This is a genomic window from Candidatus Pseudomonas auctus (assembly GCF_048654275.1).
GTDB lineage: Bacteria > Pseudomonadota > Gammaproteobacteria > Pseudomonadales > Pseudomonadaceae > Aquipseudomonas > Aquipseudomonas pharyngis.
In genome coordinates this window covers 1-17,830 of record NZ_JBJYZK010000025.1, presented here as the reverse complement: position 1 = coordinate 17,830, position 17,830 = coordinate 1, and the positions used below count along the sequence as shown (strand labels likewise).

The window sequence follows — 17,830 nt, the reverse complement described above, 5'->3', positions numbered from 1 at the left end:
GTATCAAGCCTGTAAAAGGTGTAAACGATGTCCCCGGTCTAATGTGTAAAGGATGTACCGGTCTCTACAGTGAGGGCAGCGATCTCAATGACTCATCGCCAAGGCGCAGGCTCACCGAACAGCTGCCCCTGAACCCCATACAACCCCATCTCGCGAATCACCGACAATTCCCCTTGCGTCTCGACCCGCTCGGCAATCAGCGGCAGATCGATGCTGTGCGCCGCACGCTGGATCGCTTCGATGAACAGGCGCTTGTCGCTTTCCTGATCGATCGCCCGGATGTAGCTGCCATCGATCTTCAGGTACGCCAGCCCCAGCCGCGCCAGGTTGCCGATCATGCTGAAGCGCCCGCCGAAGCGCTGCAGGCTCAGGGAGAAACCGAGCTCGCGCAGGCGCCGGGTCAGCTGTTCCAGCACCGCTTGTTCCGGCAATTGTTCCTCGCCGATTTCCAGGGTCAGGCGCGCACCGAGGTTGGAATGCGCCCGTAGAATCTCGAACACTTTGTTCAACGCCTGCGGATCGGCGAGGGTCGCCGAGGACAGGTTCAACGCCAGAGATTCTTCATGTCCGGCCATCTGCTCCAGCACCCGTTCGAGCATCAACCGGTCCAGTCGCGCGGTCCAGCCGAAGCGCTCCAGCCACGGCAGGAAGCGTCCGGCGGGAATGGTCTGGCCCTGATCGTCGAGCAAACGCGACAGCACTTTGTAATGCAACACCAATTGCGTGTCCTGCGCCGCCACTACCGGCTGGAAGAACAGCTCGAAACGCCGCTGATTCAGGGCCTGATCGAGCAAGCGGTGCCAGGCGTGGTGATCGTCAACGACGTCTGCCACCAGGCTCTGATCGAGGCACGCCCAGTTCTGCTCGCCCTGCCCTTCGGCCTGGGCCAGCGCCTGATCGCCGAGGCTGAGGACCGCTTGCGGCGAATCGCCGTGAGCGAACGGTGCCAGGCCGATAGAAGCCACGGCGGCCACGTCGGTGGCACCCGTCGCGTGCAGGCTGCTCAGGGCACTGTCGAGACTCTGCGCCAGTTGCAGCGCCTCCTCGCGGGTCAGCCCCGGCGCCAGCACGGCGAATTCACCACCGCGAATGCGAGTGACGAGGTTCTGGGTTTCCGGGTATTTGGCGCACTCGCGGGACAGTTGCTCGCCGACCGCTTTCAACAATTCATCGGTGCGCTGACCGCCAAGACGCTGGTTCAACCCGGCCAGATCCTTGACCCGCAACAACAGCAGATAACCGGAACTCGCCTGCTCCGGGTTGCTCACCCGCGCATTCAGCTGCATCTCGAAATAACGCCGGTTGGCCAGCCCCGTAAGGTTGTCCTGATAGGACTCGGTGCGCAGTTTTTCACTGCGCTCGGCCTGCTCCTGAAACAGCGCCTTGAGCTTCTCGACCATCTGGTTCATCGCCAGCACTACGCGGCGCAATTCAGGCGTACGCGGCAGGTCCGGCAGGCTGAGGAATTCACGACGGGCGATGGCGTGAGATTGCTTGACCATGTAATCCAGCGGCTTCAATTGCCGACGCAACAACAGCGCGCCCAGCACCGCACTCACCGCGCCGCAGACCAACAGCCAGCCAAGGCTGCCGAGCGCGCTCTGCCAGAGCTTGGCCAGGGCGAACATCGGGTGGCTGACCACCTCGACCCGCGCCGCCTGCTCCCAGCCACGGCTGACCAGCGCATCGCCACCGGCCGGCTCCAGGCCGATCAGTTTGACGAACCAGTCCGGCACGTTGGTGACCGCCGGAATGCCGTTGCGCTCGACGATAGTCTGGTCGGTCTTCAAGTCGACCACGCGGATGCTCGAGTAATAACCGCTGTCGAAGATCGAGCTGACCAGCAGCTCGACCATCGCCGGGTCATCGATGTTCGGCGTCAACGACAGCGCCAGCGCCGTGGCCGCATCCTGGGCGTGGGAGCGCAACTGGTTGACGTACTGGGTGCGCGAGCTCTCCAGACTGACCATGAAGCTGCCGGTGAAGGCGACCACCAGGAACAGACAGATAGCGATCAACAGCTGTTTGAACAAAGACATCTGAGCGCGTGCTCCTAGTTAGTCGTCTCGACCGGAAATCCTTCGGCCTGCATTTTCTTCAACACATCCTGCCAGCGTGACAGGCGTTTGGTGTCACCGACCTTCTTGTTGCCCTTGGCGCCCGGCAGGTACAGCCCTTCGGCATTGAAAGAGTAGACCGGCAGCAAATCGGTTCGCTCGGCGGCCGGCTTGATCGGGTCGATCAGGCTGTCGAGCACCAGCGGCATGGCGTCAGGGCTGGAATAGTAAGTCAGGACCATGTGCGCGCGGTTCTGGCGCAGGGCCTTGACGTAGGTGATGCGCAACTTGTCACTGGCCACACCGAGGTGGCGCAGGCTGAAATACTTGGCGATCGCATAGTCTTCGCAGTCGCCGGCGCCTTTCCACAAGGCTTCGATGGGGGTTTCCCAATAATCGACCTCGTGCCACAGATCGATGTCTTCGACGTAGCGCATCTGTTTGTTGAAAAACAGGTTCACCACTTTGAGCTTTTCCATCTCGCTGACCTGCTTCTGCGTGGCCAGCAGATTCTGCCAGGCATCAATCCGCTGTTGCCCGGCGCCCAATGGCCCGTACAGTGCCGTGGCCTTGCGGCTGATCGCGGAAAAATCCCAATCGGCATGCAGGCCGCCCAGCATGATGCCGGCCAGCAGCAGCGCGCCGGCAAGCCAGCGCGCAATCCGTGGGATCACGTAACGTACCGCCAATGCAAGGCATCCAGGGCAGAGAGGAAAGCGCTTGATGGTGAAGGTTAGCCCAGCAAAAAACAATGGCACCATGAGATCATCGCTGCCGCGCTAAACTTCAGATGTGACAGGGTTCTTCTACACGGTTTGACAACCTGTAGAGCAATCACTAGTGTCCTTTGGATCCAAATCCGCAGTCATAGGGTGTGCAGTTGTGACCCAAAAGCCCAAGCCACTCCACAGCATCAAAGTCGACGGCCCGATTCCCGCGCATCTGGCGCGCTCGGTCATTGAAGAAACCCTGCGCGCGGCGATTCTCGACGGGCGCCTGCCCTGCGGCACCGCCGTGCGCCAGCAGGATCTGGCCGACCTGTTCGGTGTCAGCCGCATGCCGGTGCGCGAAGCCTTGCGCCAGCTCGAGGCCCAGGGCCTGCTGAACGTCACTGCCCACAAGGGCGCCGTGGTGGCGCCGCTGATTCAGGGTGACGCAACGGAAACCTACGAGCTGCGCATTCTGCTGGAGTCCGAAGCGCTGCGCCAGTCGATCCCGCTGCTGACCCCGGTCGACCACGAACGCGCGGCCGGTTTCATCGAAGAACTGGAAAACGAACACGACTACACCGAAATCGGTCGACTCAACCGTCTGTTTCACATGGCGCTCTACAGCAAGGCGCCCAATGGCCGATTGTTGCGGCTGGTGGAAGACGGCTTGAATGAAGAAGAACGCTTCCTGCGCTTCAACCTCGAGGCCATGGGCCTGGGCAAAATCTCCCAGGACGATCACCGCGCGTTGTTGCAGGCGGTGAAAGAGCGTGACACCGCGCACGCCGTGACACTGCTGGAGCAGCACCTCAACCGCGGTGTCGAGGTCATCACCCGTTACCTCGCCAACTCCGCCGGCCAAAGCCGCAAAGCGGCGCACTGAATCCTCCCTCCCGGGTGAGCCTCCACTCACCCGGCGAATAACCCGCTTACAAATACCCCCACCCGTCACGGTCATTTGCCGTGGCACATCGACGCCTGCGCTCTAACCTCCCTTCTGCTTTGAACAGCCCGGAATTTGCACCGCAAGGAAGTCATTTTCGACGATAGCCGCGGCGCCGATTTACGCGCACCCTTGAATCGCCAACCCAATATAGAACGGGGACGCGCCGCCCCGGCAGCAGTCCCCGCACCAGGAACCTACGGAAGGAGCCTTGTCACGGGAACAGGAAGAAACGGCGCTCTTACAGCCCGACTTCATCCCCTCATATCAATTCGATTACTTAATTTGAAAGTTGCTTCGAGTGAGGCATTCACTCTTGTCGTTCAATTTTGGCCATTAAACGCCGAAAGGAGCAACTACGCCCAAATAAAACTTAACTTATAAGTTTTATCAGCCCCACTCATACTTCAAAAACAGCCAACTAAAAATAATTAAAAATAAACTTGTTAAGTTGTTTTGCGATGTATTAGTTTTTCTTCGCCGGGTTTGGATCCGAAATCACCAACCCTGCACAACCTTGCGCTACGGCCCGTTTCGCAGCGGTTTATCCGTCCGCTGCTGTCCCGGGCCCTTCAGACATTGCCTGTTTTCATCGAAACCGAATGAGGCTGTCGTTCGCCTGGAGAAACTTGCTCAACGTTGTTAGCGATTAATTGAGCAATCCTTATTCCCTATTAACCAGAGTCTCGCAACCATGCCAACTAAAGAGCAACTTACACTGAAGAAAGCCGAACTCAGCATTCATCCGATCTTCTCCGAGATCGATTCTTTGGCGACATTGCGCCGTTTTATGGAGTCCCATGTATTTGCCGTCTGGGACTTCATGTCGCTGACCAAACGCCTGCAGCAGGAACTGACTTGCACTCGCCTGCCGTGGTTACCGCCACGAGATCCGCACGCAGCAAGACTGATCAACGAAATCGTGCTCGGGGAAGAATCGGACGATCGGCTGTCACACGGGCATTACAGTCACTTCGAACTGTACCTCGATGCCATGCGCGAAGTCGGTGCGGACACGACAGCCGTGGAACGCTTCGTCACGCTGCAGCAGGAGGGCGTGAGTTACGACGTCGCCCTGCAAAGCGTCGAGGTCGATCCGGCGGCGGCGCGATTCGTCCGCGACACTTTGCACACCGCGCTGCATGCACCCGGTCACAGCGTTGCTGCCGCATTCCTGCACGGTCGCGAGAGCGTGATCCCGACCATGTTCCAGCGCATGCTCGATGCCTGGGGCATCGGCGTCGAACAGGCGCCGACCTTCCGTTACTACCTCGAGCGACACATCGAGGTCGACTCCGAAGACCACGGCCCGGCCGCAGAACAACTGCTGGACCGACTGGTCGATGGCAATCCGCAGCGCGAAGCCGAGGTCTACGCCAGCGCCATCGCCGCCGTGGAAAGCCGCATCGCCCTGTGGGACGGTCTGCGCCTGAGCATGCGTGAACCGCTGGCGGAGGTGGCCCAATGAACGCCGCCGACTACCAGTCTTTCGCCGATGCCTGGGAAAGCCGCGCGACCATTCGCACCCGGCCACGCCGCGTGCTGGAGGACGACGCGCGGCTGATCTATCCGCTCAGCCGCCAGCCGTTGGTGCTCAGCGAAACCTTCCTGCGCGAATGCCCGCAGCAGCGTGATTTCGCCCTGGTGCAGACGTTGTACAAATTCATCAACGACGTGGTGATTTTCGAAACCGAAATCGTCGACAAGACCGCCCGCAGCATCGCCAAGAACCGCTTCGCCGTGCCCTTCCCGTTCGCCTGTCGCTACGACGCCATGACCGTGGTGGTGGACGAGGATTACCACGCGCTGGTGGCGATGGATTTCATGCAGCAGACCGTAGCCATGACCGGCATTGAGCCGATCGAGCTGCCGAATGAAATCGAACTGAGCCGGGCGATTCCGGCCGCGGTCGAACTGGCCCCGCAACACTTGCGCAGCGCCGTGGAGCTGATCTGCGTGGCCATCGCCGAAAACACCGTGACCGGCGACGTCGCGGCGTTCGCCCGGGACGACACGGTCAAGCCATCCATCAAGGGCCTGATGGCCGACCACTTGCTCGACGAAGGTCGCCATTCGAGTTTCTGGGCGCGGATGGTGCGCATCTACTGGCACACCGCGAGTGATGCGGACCGTGAATGCATCGCGCAGATCCTGCCGGTGTTCATCGGCCATTACCTCACCAACGACATCCAGAAGTCGTTCGACCTGCACCTGATCGACGCCCTGCCGGTCAACGATGCCACCCGCCGCGCACTGAAAGACGAGATGGCCGGGCTGGCCTTCCCGATCAATCGCCACCACCCGCTGGTGGGCAACATCGTGCGATTTTTCCACAACAGCTCGCTGCTCGACACACCGTGCGTGCAGCACGCCCTGCGCGACTACCTGGTTTGACAAGGAGGCTGACATGAGACGTCTCGACATTTTGCTGAGGGGCCGCAGCCAGGCCTTGACCGACCTGGCGCAGGAGCTCGAACAACACGGTCATTCATTGCTGACGCTAGCGGCTCCGTCGGTGGATCTGGTGATCGATGACGGCAGTCTTGCGCCGCAGGATTACGGCACCACATCGCAGCTGAACTTGCGCCTGGGCATTGGTGCAACGGGCATCGGCGGACTGCCGGTGCTCGATCTGCTGTGCCTCTGCAACACGACACTGCTGAGCCGCGTGCCCATCGCCGACGAACCGTCCGGCAACGGTCAGGCCTTGCGCCAGCGAACACTGGCGCAGGTGGTGGACGAAGTGGCGCTGCTGGTCAGCCGTTTCTCCCGCGACGCCGAGTATTTCCAGCACGCGACAGCGGCCCGTGCGCCGGACTTCGAACAGGTGGAAAACCTGCTGTTTCTCGACGGCCTGGCCTACGTCCATCGCCTGAATGTCACGGCCAATCCGGCCTTGCTGCAACAGGCGCAGATCCCGGTGATCGAGCGGCTGCAACAGAGTCTGATCGAGCACGCGGAGCGCCCGGCGCTGCACCTCGCCGAGCAGTCGATCAGCTACCGCCAGTTGCATGCTCACAGCCGAGCGATCCAGCAACGCTTGCTGGCCATGCTGGAGACACAACCGCAACCCTGGGTCGTGGGAATTTGCCTGCCGAAATGCGATGCGCTGTTTGCTTCGATCCTGGCGATTCTCGGCAGCGGTGCGGTGTACCTGCCGCTGGAGCCGAGCCATCCACTTCAGCGCCAGCAATACATTCTGGAAAACGCCGGGGCGGTGCTGTTGCTGCACGACGGCGAACACCCGCTGAGCGGTTCGATGCCGGGACTGGATGTCTGCCGCATCGACTGCACCGCCGCCGATCTGTCGCAACCGTTGATGCTTCGCCGGCCCGAGCTCGATGCGCCGTGCATGGCGCTCTATACCTCGGGCACCACCGGGCATCCGAAGGGTGTGCTGCTGAGTCAGGCAAATCTCGCCCACTTCACCGCGTGGTACGCCGATTACGTGCAATTGCACACCGAGAGCCGAGTGCTGCAGTTCTCTTCGCTGAGTTTTGACTCGTCGCTGATCGATATCTTCCCGACCCTGCTCGAAGGCGCGGAACTGGTGGTGCCCGACGACAACCAGCGCCGCGATCCGCTGCAACTGGTGGCGCTGATCCGACGCCGACAACTGACCCATGCGTTCCTGCCGCCGGCGCTGTTGAGCATCCTGCCGCTGGAGCAACTGCAAAGTGTCGGGCAGATCATGACCGGCGGTGATGTGTGCGAGCCGTTCGTGATCGAGCAACTGACCCGCCAGGGCAAGCTGCACAACCTCTACGGCCCGACCGAAGCCACGGTGCTGATCACCGCGCGGCAATTGCGACCGGGCGACAGCAATCGCACCCTCGGCGGGCCGATTGCCAACAGTCAGGTGCTGATCCTCGATGACGAACTGCAACCGGTGCCGGAGCAAACGGTGGGCGAACTGTTCATCGTCGGCCCCGGCGTGTGCCTGGGTTACTTGAACAATCCACAGCAGACCGCCGAGCGCTATCTGGACCTGGAGTTGCCGGATGGTCAGCGTCTGCGCGCCTACCGCAGCGGCGACATGGCCAAGTGGGGCGAGGACGGCATCGAGCTGTGCGGACGTCGCGACAATCAGGTGAAGATCCGTGGCTTCCGGGTCGAGCCGGAAGAGATCGAACGCTGCCTGCGCGAGAGTCAGCTGTATCGGCAGATCGCCGTGGTGATCGACAGTCAGCGGCGGATTCTCGCGTTCCTCGCCCAACCGCAAGCAGATGCCGCCCGCGATGCGCTGAAGGCACACGCCCAGCAGTTTTTGCCCGACTACATGCAACCGGTGGCGTGGACGGAACTGCCGAACATGCCGTTCGCCGCCAACGGCAAAGTCGACCGAAAAGCCTTGCTGGAATTGCCGGTCAGCGTGCAGGACAGCGGCCCCAAATGCCTGCCGGCCAACGCCGACGAAGCGCTGCTGCTGGAGATCTGGGGCGAGTTGCTGGAGCTGCCGACCAGCGATATTTCCACCGACGAAAGCTTCTTCAATCTCGGCGGTCACTCGATTCTGCTGTCACGCATGCTCCTGCGTCTGCGGGAGGAATTCGGTCGCAGCATCTCGATCAACCGCTTCATCGAACTGCCGACCATCACCAAGCTCGCCACGCTGGTGCGCGGCACCGACAACAGCGCGGTGCTCAGCGCCCAGGCGATGGCCGACGCCGAGCGAGCGCTGGAAATCGAGCCGTTGCCGATCAGCCGCATGGGCGATGTGCACAAGGTGATCGTCACCGGCGCCAACAGTTTTGTCGGTGTGCACATCGTCGAGGCGCTGCTGGGATGGGGCGCCAGCGAGGTGGCGTGTCTGGTGCGCGACGGCGGCGGGCAAACCGCGGCGCAGCGCTTTGCCCAAGCGCTGCGAGAGAACCGGCTGGAGCATCTGGACCTGAGTCGGGTGCGGGTCTATTCGGCGGACATCACCCGGCCGCAACTGGGCCTGGCCAATGAGGATTTCGAGCGACTGGATCGTGAGTTCGGCGCGCTGGTGCACAACGCGGCCAACGTCAATCACGTGCTCGACTACGAGTCGCTGGCGGCGGACAACGTCGAGCCGATTTTCGAACTGCTGCGGCTGTGTGAAGGACGCAGCAAGAAGGTGTTCAATTTCGTCTCGACGCTGTCGGCCTCCAGCACCGTCGACGACGCGGGCCGGGTGCTGGAATTGCCCGCCGCACCGACGCCGCCGATCTACATCCGCAACGGCTACAACCTGTCGAAATGGGTCGGCGAGCGCATCCTCGAACGGGCCCGCGAGCGTGGGGTGCGGGTCAATCTGTATCGGCCCGGCAACATCAGTTTCAACAGCCTCAGCGGCGTCTGCCAGCCGCACAAGAACCGTTTGATGCTGATGCTCAAGGGCTCGATCCAGCTCGGCCAGGTACCGGCCTTCGCGCTGAATTTCGACCTGATGCCGGTGGACTTCCTCGCCCGCTTCATCGCCTTCCACGCCAGTCGTTATTCGCCGGAACGAGCGGTGTTCAACCTGCATAACCCGGAGCCCCTGAGCTGGGATGCCTACGTCGCATCGTTCCGCGAAACCGGCAGCGAGTTTTCGCTGGTCAGCGTCGCCGACTGGCAACAGCAACTGGGCCGCGTCGATGCGGATAACGCGCTGTTCGGCGTGCTCGGTTTCTACCTCAACGGCTTCGAGGAAGACATCGGCGACATCTCCCTGATCGGCCACGCCAACGCCCAGGCCGGCGTGCAGCAGATGGGCGCGCACTACCCGGAAAAATCCCCGGCGCTGCTGCGTCGCGGCTGCGACTACCTGAAAGAAATCAACTTCATCTGACTCATCAACCAAGGAGCAACACCATGAACAATCTGCAACCCGACACCCTGATCAAGAATCCTCACGGCTGCCACGTCGTTTCTTCGGTGAAAGTACCGGTGGACGCCAAACAGGTGTGGGCAGTGGTCGGCAAATTCGACGGTTTCGACCGTTTCATTCCGGCGCTGTCGCACATCGAAATGACCGGCGAAGGCGTGTCTTCGCTGCGCAAGAAGTTCTTCAAGGATGGCAACGTGGTGGTCGAGCAACTCAATTCCCGGGACGACCAGGCGCTGAGCATGACCTGGACCACGATCTACAACACGCTGGGCGTGGCCAATCTGTGGGCGGCGATGAATGTGGAGTCGCTGGGCGCGGGCAAGTCGCGGGCAACCTGGACGATCATTGCCGAACCTGCCTCCGGCGGTCCCGAGGCACTGCCGGGGTTCAAGGACTTCGTGCAGGGCTTTGCCGATGATGCGATGGGCAATGTGCTGAAGCTGTTTGTGTAAGGTTTCAGTTCTGCGGTGATTGAGCCACCGCTATCGCTGGCAAGCCAGCTCCCACAGGTTCCCGGTCGGTCACAAATGTTGTGTGCGCCTGAAATCCTGTGGGAGCGGGCTTGCTCGCGATGAACGATAACGCGGTCTGACTTGGTGTCAGATCTTGAAGCTGTCGACCAGTTGTTTCAAACGGTTGGCCTGCTGCGACAACGCATCGCAATCCTTCAACGTTTCATTGAGGTTGGCCACGCTCTGCTGGTTCAGCAGGTTGATCTGGTTGACGTCGACGTTGAGGGTTTCCACCACGGCAGTCTGTTCCTCGGTAGCGGCAGCCACCGACTGGTTCATGCCGTCGATTTCGCCGATGCGCTGGGTCACGCTGACCAGTCGCAGACCGGCCTGGTTAGCCACTTCAACGGTCTCCTCGCTGGACGCCTGACTGGCGTTCATGGTGGTCACCGCTTCGCGGGAGCCGACCTGCAGCGAAGTGATCATCTTGTGGATCTCTTCCGCCGATTCCTGGGTGCGGTGAGCGAGGTTGCGCACTTCGTCCGCCACCACCGCAAAACCGCGTCCGGCTTCACCGGCCCGGGCCGCTTCGATGGCCGCGTTGAGCGCCAGCAAGTTGGTCTGCTGAGAGATGCCTTTGATCACGTCGAGAATATGGCCGATGTTGTCGGTGCTGGCATTCAGGGTTTCGATCTGGGTGCACGACAGGCTGATCTTCTGCGACAGCTCGGTCATCGCCTGAATCGTCTGCTCGACCACCTGACGACCGTCATCGGCCTGCTCGCTCGCGCCGCTGGCGTGTTGCGAAGCATCGGCGGCGTTACGGGCGATTTCCTGGGTGGCGGCACCCAGCTGATTGATCGCCGCAGCCACGCTGTTGGTGCGCGCGCTTTGCTCGTCGGAGCCGATGATCGAGGCGTTGGACGATGCCATCACCCGTTGCGACAGGTCGTGTACGTGGCGAGTCGCCGACGACACTTCGGAAATCGAGGCGTGAATCCGCTCGACGAACTGGTTGAACGAACTGCCCAGTTCGCCGAACTCGTCCTTGCTTTCCACCACCAAGCGGCGTGTCAGGTCGCCTTCACCCTGGGCGATGTCCTGCATAGCGCGGCCCATGGTGATCAGCGGACGCATCAGCACGGTGATCAGCAGGCTCAGGAACACCGCAATCGCGCCGACGGCGACGAACATTGCGATCAGTGCCGAGGTGCGGAACTGGCTGAGTGCGGCGTAGGCCTTGTCGCGGTCGATCGACAGACCGATGTACCACTCGGCATTCGGCAGACCGGCGACCGGAGTGAACGACAGGATGCGTTCCTGGCCGTTGAGCACCACGTTCTGGTTGCCCTTCTCGATACGCACACCGGCGTTCGGGTAGATGTCCTTGAGGTTCTTCATCACCTGGTCTTTGTCCGGGCTGACGATCACCTGACCGTCACCGCTGACCAGGAACGCGTGGCCCAGGCCGCCGAAGTCCACCGAGTTGATGATCTTCACCAGGGTTTCCAGACTCAGGTCACCGCCGACTACGCCGAGCAGCTCGCCGTTCTTTTTCACCGGCATGGCGATGGTCACCACCAAACCGCCAACGGCGGCCATGTACGGCGGGGTCAGCATGGTCTGGTCAGCGGCCACGGCCTGCTTGTACCAGGGACGCTGACGCGGGTCGTAACCGTCCGGCATCTTCGCGTCAGGGCGCTGGGTGAACACGCCGTTGGCCTGACCGACGTAGGTGAACTGGAAGTTCGAGGTGAAGGCCGGTTGATCGACCAGCCCCGGGAAGTCGGCATTCTTGCCTTGATGGGCGACGTTCTGCGCGAGGTTTTCCAGTACCAGAATCCGCCCGCTCATCCAGTTCTGCACACTGCTGGCGGTCAGGTCACCGGCCTGCTGGACGGAAGACTGGAGGTTCTGGCGAATGGTGTTTCGCTGCAGATAGTCGTTGTACAACGTGAACAGCGCGAACGCCAGGACCACGACGCCCGAGGCGGCCAGCAGGATTTTATGGCTGAACTTGAGATTCATTTCATGGGACTTCTTATGCGAAAAGTGGGGATGCGTTCCGGATGCAACATTCCATGTACAGCGCAGGCAGCGTTCTGATGGCTGCTCTACTTTGGTGCACGCATGTCTCACCAGTCTGTCGGCACGCTTTGGAGAAAACTTAGGGTTTTGCAGCAAATGGATGGCATTTCTGCCAGATTCCCGCCGGACGGCGTATTAGAGCGGTCGCCTCCGCTTTTTTGATGAGCGTTTTGCAGCGCCGGTTGCAAATTCTGTAACCCTTGATGACAATGCGACTAATTATCATTTGTGACGTTCGGGCTGTCGCGTTCATGTCCTCACCTGAGTTGGCTGTACAGGCGCTTTACACGAGTCATCACGGCTGGCTCAACGGCTGGTTGCGCGCTCGGCTGGGCAATGCTGCCGATGCGGCGGATCTGGCCCAGGACACCTTCGTTCGCCTGTTGCAGCGCACCGAGCGCCTGGAACTCAAGGCACCCCGCGCGTTTCTGCGCACGGTTGCCCGGGGATTGGTGATCGACCATTGGCGCCGTGAGGAAATTGAACGCGCCTATCTGGAAACCATCGCCCATTTGCCTGAAGCCGAAACTCCGAGTGCCGAATCCCGCGCATTGGTGATCGAACTGCTCGAGGGCATCGCCCGCATGCTCGAAGGCTTGAAGCCAAAAGTGCGTCAGGCATTTCTGCTGGCTCAGTGCGAAGGTTTGACCCACAAACAGATTGCCGAGCAGATGGGGCTGTCCCTGCGCTCGGTAGAACGCTACGTCGCCGACGCCCTGTTCCACTGCTACATGTTGCGGTATGAAAGCTGATGCCGGTGGATAACCTCTCGCTTGGCCGACGCGCCGAGCCACCGCAACAAGTCGTACGACAGGCCATTCACTGGCTCCTGCGTCTGCGCAATAACCATGGCAACCCGCGCCTGAATCGCCAGTGCGAACAATGGCGCGCTGAACACCATGATCACGAACTGGCCTGGCAGCGGGTGCAGTCTCTGCAAGCTGAACTGACGCACAATCTGCGCGCCGTGCCCGGTGCGCAGGTGGCGTTCAACACGCTGGAAAACAGTGCGCAGGGGTTGGGTCGACGTCAGGCCTTGAAGCTATTGTCCGGCGCGCTGCTGATGGGCTCGGCGGGATGGCTGGCCAGCGACACTTCCGTCTGGCAACAGTGGCGTGCCGACTATGCCACCGCCACGGGCGAACGCCGTGGCTTCCAGTTGCCGGACGGCACGCGGATCGAGCTCAACACCGCCAGCAGCGTGGATCTTGATTACACCGCGCAACAACGGCTGATCAAACTGACCCGTGGCGAAATCGTCGTCACCTGCGGCGGTGCCGATGAAGGTGCGCCGTTTGATCGACCGCTGCGGGTGCAGAATCGTCATGCCAGTTACGAACCGTTCAACGCTCGATTCATCCTGCGCCAGGAAGAGGGTTGCACCCGCCTGAGCGTTACCAGTGGCCGGGTCGCGATTCATTCCGCTGGCAACTCGACGGAGGCCATCGCCGGCCAGAGCTATCTGATCGATCACCATCAGATACGTCCCGCGCCGCCGTTGGACATGGACGCCGGCGCCTGGGTCGACGGGCTGATCGTGACGCGCAACATGCGGCTGGGCGACTTCCTCGGCGAAGTCGGCCGGTATCGTCAGGGATTTCTGAGCTGTGCGTCGGATATTGCGGATTTGCGTCTGTCCGGCGTGTTCCGTCTTGAGGACACCGACAAGCTGCTGGCGATCCTGCCGCAGACCCTGCCGGTGCAATTGCGCTACCGCACCCGTTGGTGGGTGACGCTGGAGTCTGTGGCCTGAAAGTATTTTGGCGGGTTTTCGCGGCAAGTCCGGCTTAGTCAGTAAGCACTTCAACTCAGCCTTCGCGACTGCCTACGGAAACCTACAATGACTGCGCGCGTTACCTGTAAGAACCCTCTGAATTTCTCTGCCGAATCCGGCCTGTTGCGCCACGCCGTTCGGGCGGCGCTGTTTTCTACTGCACTGGGCGTTGGCGTGCTGCCGAGCCTGAGCATGGCGGCCAATGCCAGCAAGGTCAGCAGCCACCGCTACAACATCGCCCCCGGACCGCTGGGCGATGCGCTCAACCAGTTCGCGCGTGAGGCGGGCATCACGTTGTCGATGACGCCGCAGCAAACCCAGGGCCGGCAGTCACCGGGTGTGCAGGGCGAGTATTCGACCGATCAGGCCCTGAGCCACTTGCTCGGCGGCTCGGGCCTGGAGGCGATCAGCCAGGACGGCAGCAGCTATGTGTTGCGCTCGGTCGCAGAAACCGAAGCGCTGGCCCTGCCGACCACCGACATCAAAGGCTTCGCCCTCGGCAACGCACTGGGCAGCATGGACGGCTATAACGCGACGCACAGTCAGATCGCCACCAAGACCAGTACCGCGCTGCTGGAAACTTCGCAAAGCGTGTCCGTGGTCACCCGCGAGCAAATGGATGACCAGGGCTCGCAAACCGTGTCCCAGGCCATGCGTTACACCCCCGGTGTGCTGACCAACCCCTACGGCGCCACGCACCGTTACGACTATGTAGCGATGCGCGGTTTCAACGATGGCTCGGTGGACAACATCTACCTCGACGGCCTCAAGTCGATGGGCGACAGCGGCACCTACAGCACCATGCAGGTCGACCCGTATTTCCTCGAGCGTGTCGATATTCTGAAGGGCCCGTCGTCGGTGCTGTACGGCCGTAGCTCGCCGGGCGGTCTGGTGGCGCTGACCAGCAAGAAGCCGCTGTACGAGGCCTATCACCAGGTACAAGCCACGGTGGGTACTCAGGGCCAACGTGGTGTCGGTTTTGACTTCAGCGGACCGGTCGATGACGACAAGCGCATCGCCTATCGTCTGATCGGTTTGACGGATCAGTCCGACACGCAATTCGACCACAACAAGGAAAAGCGCTTCGCCCTCGCACCGACCGTCAGCATCGACTTCAGCGAAGACACCTCACTGACCCTGCAAGCGTATCTGCAGCATGACCCGGACGGCGGCTATCACGGTGGCGTGCCGGCCGACGGCACGATTCATCAACGCAACGGTAATCGTATCTCGCCGCACTTCTTTGAAGGCGAGCCGGGCATCGATGGCTACTCCCGTGATCAGCAGTCGTTCGGTTACCAGTTCGAACACCGCTTCAACGACGTCTTCACCGCACGGCAGAATTTCCGCTACCTCGACTCCAAAGTGAACATGGATCAGGTGTACGCCTATGGCTGGACGTCGCCGACCAGCAACGAACTGAATCGCTACTACACCGGCGGTAACGAGCGCCTCCATGCGTTCATCGTCGACAACATGCTCCAGGCCGAATTCTTCACCGGCGCGACCAAGCACACAGTGCTGATGGGTGCGGATTACCAGCGGCGCAAAACCGTGGTCGACTGGACCAGCGGCGGCCTGGCGCCTATCAATGCGTTCAACCCGGTGTATGGCAATTCCGCTATCACGCCATACGGCGAGACGAGCTATCTGCGGCGCCTGGAGCAGACCGGCGTTTACCTGCAAGACCTGATCGAAATGGACAAGTGGCGCTTCTCGCTGGGCCTGCGTCAGGACTGGGTGGAAACCTCCGACGAAAACCGTATCGCCGAAGCAGGCCGCCCGGTCGGCACCGAGATCAACGACCGACGCACCAAGCTCACTGGCCGTGCCGGCGCGCTGTATCTGTTCGATAACGGCCTCGCACCGTACGTCAGCTATTCCGAGTCGTTCAACCCGAACTCCTACGCGGACAGTGCCGGCAATCCTCTCGCACCGACCGATGGAACGCAGTGGGAAGTGGGCCTGAAGTACCAGCCGCCGGGTACCGACAACCTGTTCACCGCCTCCTTGTTCCACATCGATCAAGAGAACCTGGCGACCAAGCTGCCGCAGGAAAACTTCTATCGCGCTGTAGGCGCTGTCCGCTCTCAGGGGCTGGAACTGGAAGCGCACATGCAGTTGACCGACAACCTGAAAGTCCTCGGCAGCTACACCTTCACCGACATTGAATACTCGAAGTCGATGACCAGTACCTTGAGCACACCGACCGATGTGATCGAGAACAAAGGCAATTCGCCAACCCAGGCACCGCGGCACATGGCATCGCTGTGGGCCGACTACAAGTTCGACAGCGCGGCACTCGATGGTCTGCGACTGGGCGGTGGTGTGCGTTATGTCGGCTATAGCTGGGCGGATGCAGAGAACACCACGAAGGTGCCGTCCTACACATTGTTTGACGCATCGATTGGCTACGACCTCGGCAAGGTCGGTCTGAAGGGTGTCGACGTACGCCTGAATGCGAACAATCTGACCAACGAATCCTACGTAGCCTCCTGCGCCAGTCTGGACTTCTGCTACATGGGCGAAGAGCGCAACGTCGCCGCTACGGTCAGTTACCAGTTCTAAGCCTTTGTCTTGTGCATAAAAAAGCCAGCCCCTGATTTCAGGGGCTGGCTTTGTCGTATCTGTAGGGGAATTTTCATGCGTTCGTTTCTGGTTTTATTGCACCGGTATATCGGGTTGGCCACGGCGGTTTTTCTGCTGCTGGCAGGGGTTACCGGGAGCATTCTGGCGTTCAACCATGAGCTGGATGAGTGGTTGAATCCGGAGTTTTACGCAGCTTCAGCCGAGGGGGCGAGACTACCGCCAGGTGAGTTGGTGGATGCGGTGCAATCGTTACATCCGAAGTTGCAGGTCTGGTACATGGAGTACCCGAACGAGGCAGGCCACACGGCATTACTGGCGGCGGTTCCGCGAAATGATCCGGCGACGGGCGAACCGTTCAAAGAACGCAATGAAGTGTTCTACCTCGACCCGGTCAGTGGCGAGCAGAAAGGTCAGCGCTATTGGGGCGAGTGCTGTTTCCAGCGTGAGAACTTCGTTCCGTTCATTCTCGAGTTTCACTACAACCTGACACTCCCCGGTAACTGGGGTTTGCTGTTGATGGGGTTGGTGGCCATCGCCTGGGTAATCGATTGCTTCATCGCCCTCTGGCTGACGTTGCCGCGGGGTAAACCGTTCTGGAAGAAGTGGTCGAACGCCTGGAAGATCAAGGGCGGGCATGCCTATCGGCTCAACTTCGATCTGCATCGGGCAGGGGGCTTGTGGCTGTGGTTGTTGTTGCTACCGATAGCCGTCAGCAGCGTGGCGATGAACCTGCCGAGTCAGGTCTTCAAACCTGCGGTGTCGTTGTTTTCTCCGATTGAACCGAGCGTGTATGAGGCGCGAGGGCGGATGCCTGCCGAAGAGCTGGGGATCACCCGATTGAGTTATCAACAGGCATACGAAAGGGCACAGAAGGAGGGGAAAAGGTTGGGGCTGACAGCGGCGATCGGCGAGTTGTATTACAGCTTTGAGTACAACTTCTACGGTGCGGGTTTTGGACAGCATGACACCGAGGCCCACGGCAAATCCTGGTTGTTCTTCCACGGTACTGACGGACGATTATTAGGGCAGGAGATCGCAGGAGAAGGGACGTTGGGAGAGCGGTTTTATCGGTTGCAGTTGCCGATACATGGGGGGCGGATCATAGGTTTCACCGGGCAAGTGATGATCGCAGTATTGGGTGTTCTGATTGCGGGGTTGTCGGGGACTGGCGTCTACATCTGGTGGCGCAAATGGCAGGCTCGTCGGAGCAGCAAGGCACGCAGAGCGGTTTGAAGACAGGTTTTTGGTGTCCCCTGAAACGACAAAACCCCTGTCTGCTTTAGCAGACAGGGGTTTCGGAATTCAATCTTGACGATGACCTACTCTCACATGGGGAAACCCCACACTACCATCGGCGATGCATCGTTTCACTTCTGAGTTC

12 protein-coding genes and 1 rRNA gene are annotated in these 17,830 nt (G+C 60.7%); 9 read left to right on the top strand and 4 right to left on the bottom strand.

Annotation, left to right across the window (positions count from 1 at the left end; genetic code table 11):
• Positions 1 to 92: 92 nt before the first annotated feature.
• Both lapD and lapG read right to left on the bottom strand, forming a co-directional pair.
• The gene (gene lapD, locus ACKUG4_RS28055) at positions 93 to 2,039 is read right to left on the bottom strand and encodes a cyclic di-GMP receptor LapD (RefSeq protein WP_445435273.1); all 1,947 of its coding nucleotides are present in this window, start codon (positions 2,037 to 2,039) and stop codon (positions 93 to 95) included.
• Between the two features lie 14 nt (positions 2,040 to 2,053).
• On the bottom strand, positions 2,054 to 2,746 hold the full coding sequence (lapG, locus tag ACKUG4_RS28050) for a cysteine protease LapG (protein WP_039773040.1): 693 nt from the start codon (positions 2,744 to 2,746) through the stop codon (positions 2,054 to 2,056).
• A gap of 193 nt (positions 2,747 to 2,939) precedes the next feature.
• On the opposite strand from lapG, the gene ACKUG4_RS28045 reads away from it, so the two are divergent.
• The 5 genes from ACKUG4_RS28045 to ACKUG4_RS28025 all read left to right on the top strand — a co-directional run bounded on the left by ACKUG4_RS28045 (position 2,940) and on the right by ACKUG4_RS28025 (position 9,998).
• Positions 2,940 to 3,650, top strand: coding sequence for a GntR family transcriptional regulator (locus tag ACKUG4_RS28045; RefSeq protein WP_445435272.1), 711 nt, complete (start codon positions 2,940 to 2,942; stop codon positions 3,648 to 3,650).
• Positions 3,651 to 4,404: 754 nt separating this feature from the next.
• On the top strand, positions 4,405 to 5,178 hold the full coding sequence (locus tag ACKUG4_RS28040) for a DUF3050 domain-containing protein (RefSeq protein WP_221398445.1): 774 nt from the start codon (positions 4,405 to 4,407) through the stop codon (positions 5,176 to 5,178).
• Positions 5,175 to 6,104, top strand: a complete 930-nt coding sequence (locus ACKUG4_RS28035) for a diiron oxygenase (protein ID WP_445435271.1) — start codon at positions 5,175 to 5,177, stop codon at positions 6,102 to 6,104. Before ACKUG4_RS28040 ends, ACKUG4_RS28035 begins: the two co-directional genes overlap by 4 nt.
• Before the next feature lie 13 nt (positions 6,105 to 6,117).
• Entirely contained in the window at positions 6,118 to 9,507 is a 3,390-nt protein-coding gene (locus ACKUG4_RS28030; RefSeq protein ID WP_445435270.1) for a non-ribosomal peptide synthetase, read from the top strand.
• Positions 9,508 to 9,530: 23 nt separating this feature from the next.
• Positions 9,531 to 9,998: an SRPBCC family protein gene (locus ACKUG4_RS28025; protein ID WP_445435269.1), complete on the top strand. Its 468-nt coding sequence runs from the start codon at positions 9,531 to 9,533 to the stop codon at positions 9,996 to 9,998.
• A 147-nt stretch (positions 9,999 to 10,145) separates the two neighbouring features.
• On the opposite strand, the gene ACKUG4_RS28020 is transcribed toward ACKUG4_RS28025, so the two are convergent.
• Positions 10,146 to 12,026: a methyl-accepting chemotaxis protein gene (locus tag ACKUG4_RS28020; RefSeq protein WP_064592567.1), complete on the bottom strand. Its 1,881-nt coding sequence runs from the start codon at positions 12,024 to 12,026 to the stop codon at positions 10,146 to 10,148.
• Between the two features lie 311 nt (positions 12,027 to 12,337).
• Between ACKUG4_RS28020 and ACKUG4_RS28015 the strand changes: the two genes are divergently transcribed.
• From ACKUG4_RS28015 to ACKUG4_RS28000, 4 genes are all read left to right on the top strand, one after another.
• On the top strand, positions 12,338 to 12,838 hold the full coding sequence (locus tag ACKUG4_RS28015) for a sigma-70 family RNA polymerase sigma factor (protein WP_085647888.1): 501 nt from the start codon (positions 12,338 to 12,340) through the stop codon (positions 12,836 to 12,838).
• On the top strand, positions 12,838 to 13,839 hold the full coding sequence (locus ACKUG4_RS28010; RefSeq protein WP_064592564.1) for a FecR domain-containing protein: 1,002 nt from the start codon (positions 12,838 to 12,840) through the stop codon (positions 13,837 to 13,839). The genes ACKUG4_RS28015 and ACKUG4_RS28010 overlap by 1 nt, the downstream gene beginning before the upstream one ends.
• 87 nt (positions 13,840 to 13,926) lie before the next feature.
• Entirely contained in the window at positions 13,927 to 16,428 is a 2,502-nt protein-coding gene (locus ACKUG4_RS28005; protein WP_445435268.1) for a TonB-dependent siderophore receptor, read from the top strand.
• 75 nt (positions 16,429 to 16,503) lie between these two features.
• A complete protein-coding gene (locus ACKUG4_RS28000) occupies positions 16,504 to 17,682 on the top strand; it encodes a PepSY-associated TM helix domain-containing protein (protein ID WP_445435267.1) in 1,179 nt (392 codons plus the stop codon).
• Positions 17,683 to 17,755: 73 nt separating this feature from the next.
• Here the strand turns inward: ACKUG4_RS28000 and rrf are convergent.
• Positions 17,756 to 17,830 (bottom strand): 5S ribosomal RNA (gene rrf, locus ACKUG4_RS27995); the annotation flags it as partial.

Coding starts and splice junctions, on each gene's coding strand:
- ACKUG4_RS28010 (WP_064592564.1), top strand. CDS start 12,838: ATGCCGGTGGATAACCTCTCGCTTGGCCGACGCGCCGAGCCACCGCAA.
- ACKUG4_RS28015 (WP_085647888.1), top strand. CDS start 12,338: ATGTCCTCACCTGAGTTGGCTGTACAGGCGCTTTACACGAGTCATCAC.
- ACKUG4_RS28025 (WP_445435269.1), top strand. CDS start 9,531: ATGAACAATCTGCAACCCGACACCCTGATCAAGAATCCTCACGGCTGC.
- ACKUG4_RS28035 (WP_445435271.1), top strand. CDS start 5,175: ATGAACGCCGCCGACTACCAGTCTTTCGCCGATGCCTGGGAAAGCCGC.
- ACKUG4_RS28030 (WP_445435270.1), top strand. CDS start 6,118: ATGAGACGTCTCGACATTTTGCTGAGGGGCCGCAGCCAGGCCTTGACC.
- ACKUG4_RS28040 (WP_221398445.1), top strand. CDS start 4,405: ATGCCAACTAAAGAGCAACTTACACTGAAGAAAGCCGAACTCAGCATT.
- ACKUG4_RS28005 (WP_445435268.1), top strand. CDS start 13,927: ATGACTGCGCGCGTTACCTGTAAGAACCCTCTGAATTTCTCTGCCGAA.
- lapD (WP_445435273.1), bottom strand. CDS start 2,039: ATGTCTTTGTTCAAACAGCTGTTGATCGCTATCTGTCTGTTCCTGGTG.
- ACKUG4_RS28020 (WP_064592567.1), bottom strand. CDS start 12,026: ATGAATCTCAAGTTCAGCCATAAAATCCTGCTGGCCGCCTCGGGCGTC.
- ACKUG4_RS28000 (WP_445435267.1), top strand. CDS start 16,504: ATGCGTTCGTTTCTGGTTTTATTGCACCGGTATATCGGGTTGGCCACG.